The organism is Rhizobium sp. NPDC092011, from assembly GCF_044756305.1.
Classification (GTDB): domain Bacteria; phylum Pseudomonadota; class Alphaproteobacteria; order Rhizobiales; family Rhizobiaceae; genus Rhizobium.
Window position 1 is genome coordinate 1 of sequence record NZ_JBIVSO010000038.1, and the last position, 5,973, is coordinate 5,973.

Annotated in this window: 5 protein-coding genes; all 5 read left to right on the forward strand. The window is 59.2% G+C overall.

Features of this window, described 5'->3' with window-relative positions:
• Nucleotides 1-213: 213 nt before the first annotated feature.
• The 5 genes from ACIQJ2_RS38030 (at nt 214) to ACIQJ2_RS38050 (ending at nt 5,934) form a co-directional block, all read left to right on the forward strand.
• Nucleotides 214-1,371, forward strand: coding sequence for a tyrosine-type recombinase/integrase (locus ACIQJ2_RS38030; protein WP_400678192.1), 1,158 nt, complete (start codon nt 214-216; stop codon nt 1,369-1,371).
• Nucleotides 1,372-1,519: 148 nt separating this feature from the next.
• Nucleotides 1,520-3,178 (forward strand): hypothetical protein, encoded by a 1,659-nt coding sequence (locus tag ACIQJ2_RS38035; RefSeq protein ID WP_291395006.1) that lies wholly within the window; start codon nt 1,520-1,522, stop codon nt 3,176-3,178.
• A 5-nt stretch (nt 3,179-3,183) separates the two neighbouring features.
• Nucleotides 3,184-5,052: an integrase gene (locus ACIQJ2_RS38040; RefSeq protein WP_291395004.1), complete on the forward strand. Its 1,869-nt coding sequence runs from the start codon at nt 3,184-3,186 to the stop codon at nt 5,050-5,052.
• Nucleotides 5,042-5,491, forward strand: coding sequence for a hypothetical protein (locus ACIQJ2_RS38045; RefSeq protein ID WP_400678190.1), 450 nt, complete (start codon nt 5,042-5,044; stop codon nt 5,489-5,491). The genes ACIQJ2_RS38040 and ACIQJ2_RS38045 overlap by 11 nt, the downstream gene beginning before the upstream one ends.
• A 269-nt stretch (nt 5,492-5,760) precedes the next feature.
• Complete coding sequence (locus ACIQJ2_RS38050) at nt 5,761-5,934, forward strand: hypothetical protein (RefSeq protein WP_292582362.1); 174 nt, start codon at nt 5,761-5,763, stop codon at nt 5,932-5,934.
• The last annotated feature ends 39 nt before the right edge of the window (nt 5,935-5,973 follow it).

Sequence of the window (5,973 nt, forward strand, 5' to 3'; positions counted from 1 at the left end):
GGTTAGAATGCATTTCCAAGAAGTGTCCTGATTGTCTCGTTGCCGCTGCAATCATCGTGCATTTGTGAGGCCATTATCGGTGAGCTTGCACGGTGTCCACAGGAGGGCCCCGCGCATCGCGGAGTGACCACACGAGTCCGACGCAGCGATGCGCGGGAGGTACCTGTGGTCAACGCGGGCACGGTCGGCGAGCCGCACATAGGGATAAAGCTCATGGTGATGGTTATTCCTGCGACGAAGGGGCAGCCCGGCATTCCTGCCGGGTTTCCCATCCTGATGTCCGGCCGCATGGAAATTATCGAGGCAGCCTTCGCCTACCTTCTGGAGTTGGCCACCATTCCAGGCCGCTCGCATTCTCCAGACACGGTGCGCACCTACGCGGAACACTTATACGATTGGTTCGACAGTCTGGAACAGTCCGATCTGGATTGGAGGCTGGCCGATGAGGAAATGATTGCGGCCTACCGAAATCGTATGCTGGAACAGCCCAGTCCCTATACCGGCCGGCCCTATGCGCGGTCCACGATCAATGATCGCATTCGCTCTATCTGCCGGTTCTATAATTGGGCGCATCAACGCGGTTGGGTCGAGCACCTGCCATTCCGCATGATCGATGTACGGATTACCTCCGGGCGCAAGCAGGCTCTGCTAACTCATGCAGATGCCCGATCAGCGGTTGTTGCTGCGAACATCTTGACTGTTGCCGAATTCGAAAAGCTACCGCGCGCGCTTCGAGCCGATCAGCTCGCGCGACTGTTCGGGCATCTTTCCATGCCCTATAGGCTGATGGCGGAATGGGCAGTCTGTACCGGCATGCGGCGGATGGAGCTGTGCGCCTTGACGGTCGCGCAATTGCCCGACAGCAAGAGGCTGGATGCGACGGATCATCCGCTGATAGGTGTACCTTTGGCGATCACGAAGGGCGGCCGACCTCGGACAATCTATCCACCGATCCGTCTTGTCGATCGTACAAACTGGTATGCCGGTGAAGAAAGAGCCGCTCTGGTTCGGAAGCGTCGACACATCTCTTCAGCCTATGAACCGAGTGAGTTCCTGTTCTTGAACAGGCGTGGTGGTGGTGTGACGCGAGCGCACCTCAGCACAGTCTTTGCGGCGGGGTTTGAAGCCGCTAAGGTCGATGGCAGCTTGCACTGGCTTCGCCATACCTTTGCGACGACGATGCTCGCCCGCCTCCAACGGATCGCCGCTAAAAAGCCGGAGATCAATCCGCTCAAAGTGCTGCAGATTCTCCTCGGTCACAGCTCGATCCAGACAACATCCATCTACCTGCGTTGCGTGGATCTGCATCATCGCGAAATCGCCGAGAGCATCGAGTATCTTTACGGTGAGGTCATTCCCGATGCGGTCTAACCGGCCACGTATAGATCGGCGCTTTGCGGCTGCCCCGGCTTGCGACGAGCCGATCTCAAGCGGTGTTGCGATTACTTTCCGCGATGAGTGGGGCAGCGTCGCACAGATATTCGACTTCAGTCGGCTTGGCCTCGCGGTCGACCTTACGATGGTCTTTGCCGACTCCTTCCGCGCATCATTCGCCAGTGCCGCCACGGCGACCCGGAAAGGGTACTGGAAATCGCTTCGTACATTTGCCCGTTTCGCTGCTGAAGACGGCGAAATCACTGAGATTGCGGCACTGACGACAGAGGCCGTAGGTCGCTATGTCGCGTGGCTTGATCGACAGAGATCGCCGACGGGGCAACCTTGGGGAATATCGACACGGCATGGCCGCTACGTGCCTATAAAGATCATGCTCGAGTGGGCGATGCGAAATCGCGCCGATCTCATGCCAGAACAATTGCAGTTCCCGGCCAATCCTTTCCCGGGTCGCCACCGGACACCAGTCCCGCGCCGACTTCCAGCGCATGAGCTGAAGACAATCCTGCGAGCCTGCTATGCCGAAATCGACATCGCCTGGGCTCGCTTCGAGGAGGGGCGCGCAATCCTGGAAACAGACCATGATGGCGTAGCGGACGATCGCCGGGATCTGGAGACGCTGTTGGTCGCAACGGGTCGTGCGGGTGGCGGAATAATGCCATGGTACGATCGTGCCCCGGGGCGGCAGTCACATCGGCGGATGAGGCGCGCCGGTGGCACGCGGATGCTGGCGCAACACCTGCATCTGACGGTCGATACCCTGGTCCCATTCTTTTTGGCTATCGCCATTCAAACGGCGGCCAATCCGGATTCCCTTCGAAACATAGGACGCGATTGCCTGGCCTCGCATCCGCTCGACCCGGATCGGATCATCGTCGATTGGGCCAAGCCCCGGGCGGGGAATACCCTACGACGTGCGCAGCGTCGGACTTTCGATAAGCGCCGACGATATTCTGTGCCAAATCTTGTCGAGAAACTGTTGGCGATGAGCGCACCACTCGTTCCGCATGCGCGACCTGCGGAGTGTGAACGCCTCTTTTTGATCAGAGGTAACCGCCCGAAGGGCGTGGGCGTGATTGGTAGTCAAACGCTGGATGCCGGTATCGGCAGGTTTATTGCTCGTTCAAATCGAAGCATTAGCGCCTGGAATGAAGCTCATCCTGAGCAGCTTCGTTCACCGATGCGGTCCTTTGCTCCTGTTCTGTTCCGTGGCAGCGTCGCCACCGAGCACTATAAGGCAGCCGACGGTGATATCCGTGTGGCCCAAGTGCTTCTCAATCATGCGCAAGCCAGCACGACCGACCTCTATGTTCGCGGCCCCGAAACACAACGCATGTATGAGAAAACAATCGCGAGCCTCCAACATCGGATGATCGGCTGGATCGTGATGCGCCCAGGTGTCCAGGGTGTCGAGCGAAATATCGACGGCCAGATCGAAAGCGATGATGAGGGTATGGCCGAGGCGTTCAGCCATATCTGCATTAATCCGATGGCCGGCAGGGCTCCGGGCTCCGCCCAGGGCCGCCTGTGCCCCAGTTTTATGGGCTGTCTCAGCTGTCCGGGACTCGTGATCCCGATAGACAGCCGACATCTGGCGCGGATCCTGCAGGTGATGCGCAAGTTAGAAATCGCCCGCGATCAGCTAGATGCAGAGCGTTGGCGATCGATCTACGCTCCGAGCTACCGCATTCTCAAAGCAGAAATCCTGCCGGACTTTCCCGTTGAAATGCACGAGGAGGCCGAGCGCATGATCGCAACGCTTCCGCCCTTGCCTGACCCGGAGTGATCCCGATGGCGGCTAAACCTGCTAAATTGGAGCAAAGCAGCATCTCGGATCCTGAAATCCGTATCTCGACGATATCGGTGTGGATGGATCGCATCTGGCAACTGGATGTGGATGTGCCGGGAACGACACCTGCCGATCTCCTCATCGACTGGGGCATAGCGTTTGAGGATGGAAGCCGGTTTACCGATGAAAGATGGGACGCCTGGCGCGAGGCTGCGCGGCGCTTTCTCTGGTCGTTACGCGTAACGCCGCCGCCTGGTCGGCGCCGTGCAAGGGGAACGACGCTTGTCAGGCGGTTCCAGATCCTGCGCATTCTGATCCGGTGGATGGTCGCCGAAGGTTACCGGTGCTTTGGCGACCTCGACCGCGATGCAGCTCAGCGCTTCCTTGGCATCATTTACCAACGTCCGGGCCGTGGCGGTCGTCTCTTATCGGAGACCGTGACCCCGGTCGGTTATATCCGGATTCTGGACCTTCTCTATTTGCAGCGAGATTGGCTTTCTGACGCGCCGGCTGAACCTTTGGTGGACCCGATAACAGGCTCCCGAGCATTGAGACCCGGGCAACTGTCCAAGCCTATGCCCTATACGCCGGATGCTGTTGCCGTTCCTCTTATCTCGGCAGCCCTGCGTCTGATCGGCGCGCCAGCCGACGACATAATCGCGCTGCGGGAACGAGCCGAGGACGCCCACAGGCAAGCCCTTTCGAGCGGATTTGGATATAAGGCGCGACACGGTCACATGCGCGCTCGCCTTGATAGCTTCCGCTTCGCGACGGTTCCCGCGGAAGCGAATCCGTGGAGGACGGAGCCCGTGCTGACCATGAAGTTGGTGCAATTCCTGGTCACTCGAATTTACGACGCCTGCTTTGTCGTCATCGCCTATCTTGTTGGTGCGCGAGCCTCCGAAATCTTGGGCCTGCGGGCTGGATGCATCGAGCGGCATGTTGCTGCCGATGGCGCTGAATCCTTCGCTTATCTGAGCGGCCGGATCTACAAAACAGCCGTTGGCACGGGCGGAGCGCCGCATCGATGGGTGGCGCCGGACCCTGTCGTGCGGGCCGTGACTGTTTTGGAACGCCTATCTGCTCCTATCCGCCAGCGGATGGGGCGGGAGGAATTATGGTTGTCGGCGATGGCTGGACGCAGCGGGATGACCATCCCGCGATCATCTGTGCTGGCTGACCGTCTCAACGGACCGTTTGCATCCTTTATAGATCTGCCTCTTTATAACGAACGGCCGTGGCATCTGACGACCCATCAGGGACGAAAGACCTTTGCGCGATTTGTTGGTCGACGTGACCGTACCGGCCTCGATGCCCTTGCCGCGCACTTTGGCCACGTGACCAGAGCAATGACCGACAAAGGCTATGTCGGGACGGACTTCGATCTGACCGATCTGATCGACGCAGAGACCTCGAACGACACAAGGACGGCGCTTGAGGATTTGCTGACCTCGGTAACGGCGGCCGGCCGTGCCGGACGAGCGATCTCTTCGCACAGTCGCTTCCGTGGACGTACAAGAGACGGAGATGTTGCGGACTATGTGGACTTCATCCTGAGAGAAACCGACATGCGGCTCGGTCGTTGCGATTGGGGCTACTGCGTCTACCGCCGTGAAAGCGCATCGTGCCTGGGTGATGATCGAGGCCCGAACCCGGTCATCAGAACGCAGAGCATCTGTTCCACCTGCAGCAATTTTGCCGTCACGGAAAAGCATCGGCCGGTGTGGGAGGAACGCCGGAGGCAAAACGCACGGCTTCTGGCGCATCCGATGCTCGACGACGACAGCCGTGCCCTGGCAGCGATGAGGATCGATGAATGCGACCGTATTTTGGCCGAACTTCAGCAAGGTCGCGGAAGCGATGACGAATAGTACAAAGCAGCCCGCGAGACTGAAATCTCATGAGACGCGTCATCGAAATACCGAGCGCCGCATTCGGCAGGCGATGGATCGGCTTGTGGCACAGGCTTCGTTGGAAGGGTATGCTACCCGGGTAACAGTGGCTGCATTGGCGCGCGAAGCTCAGGTCAGCCGAAACACGATCTATGCCGAGCACAGCAGTTTCCTCGAAGAATTGGCATCCGCAAATCCACCGCGCCCCAAAACTCAGCGGCCGCCTCCCAAATCTGACATGTCGGCACTTCGAGCTTCGATGCATGAGCTCCAGGAGCAAAGGCGGCTGCTCGCGACCGAGAATGCCAGCCTGCTGAAGCGTGTGCTGGATTCCGAGAAGGCCGTTGCTCGACTGGAAAAGCAGAACGCCAAGCTGGTTCAGGAGATCAGCAGGGTGCGGCGGCTTAGCTCGACATGACTGATCGCGTTGAAGCATCCAACCGTCCATGATCGGATGAGCAAGTGGTTGTTTTTTGGGGTCCGAGTCCGTGGAACCCAAAGTCCGTTACTTCAGATATCCCATCCTACCATGCCGGATCAGCCCGCCTCGAGCACGAGCGGTACCCCCAAAATGCTGCGCATTTTGGCTCCCCCACTCGCCGGCTCCGCCGGTCGCCTGCGGCGATCCTCGACCCGAACTGCTCCGTCATCGTGCACGTCTCTCGTCTTCAAACAGAGGAGAGACACATGCTTACCATCTACGACGAAATCCAGCAGCTGCGCGTCGAGCTTGCCGCCTGCATCCTTACGCCTGCCGAGCGCGCGGCAAGCGAGGCTGAACTCGCAAAGCTCCTCGCTGAACAGGCATCGCTCGACAGCGCATTTGACGCCATCATGGCAGACGAGGAGCCGCCAGAATGACGGCGCCTTCTCCAAACAGGACGCTTGACTAAGACCTAA

Bases quoted from the DNA above. Each gene is read 5' to 3' on its own strand.
- ACIQJ2_RS38030 (WP_400678192.1), top strand. From the start codon at position 214: ATGGTGATGGTTATTCCTGCGACGAAGGGGCAGCCCGGCATTCCTGCC.
- ACIQJ2_RS38035 (WP_291395006.1), top strand. From the start codon at position 1,520: ATGGTCTTTGCCGACTCCTTCCGCGCATCATTCGCCAGTGCCGCCACG.
- ACIQJ2_RS38040 (WP_291395004.1), top strand. From the start codon at position 3,184: ATGGCGGCTAAACCTGCTAAATTGGAGCAAAGCAGCATCTCGGATCCT.
- ACIQJ2_RS38045 (WP_400678190.1), top strand. From the start codon at position 5,042: ATGACGAATAGTACAAAGCAGCCCGCGAGACTGAAATCTCATGAGACG.
- ACIQJ2_RS38050 (WP_292582362.1), top strand. From the start codon at position 5,761: ATGCTTACCATCTACGACGAAATCCAGCAGCTGCGCGTCGAGCTTGCC.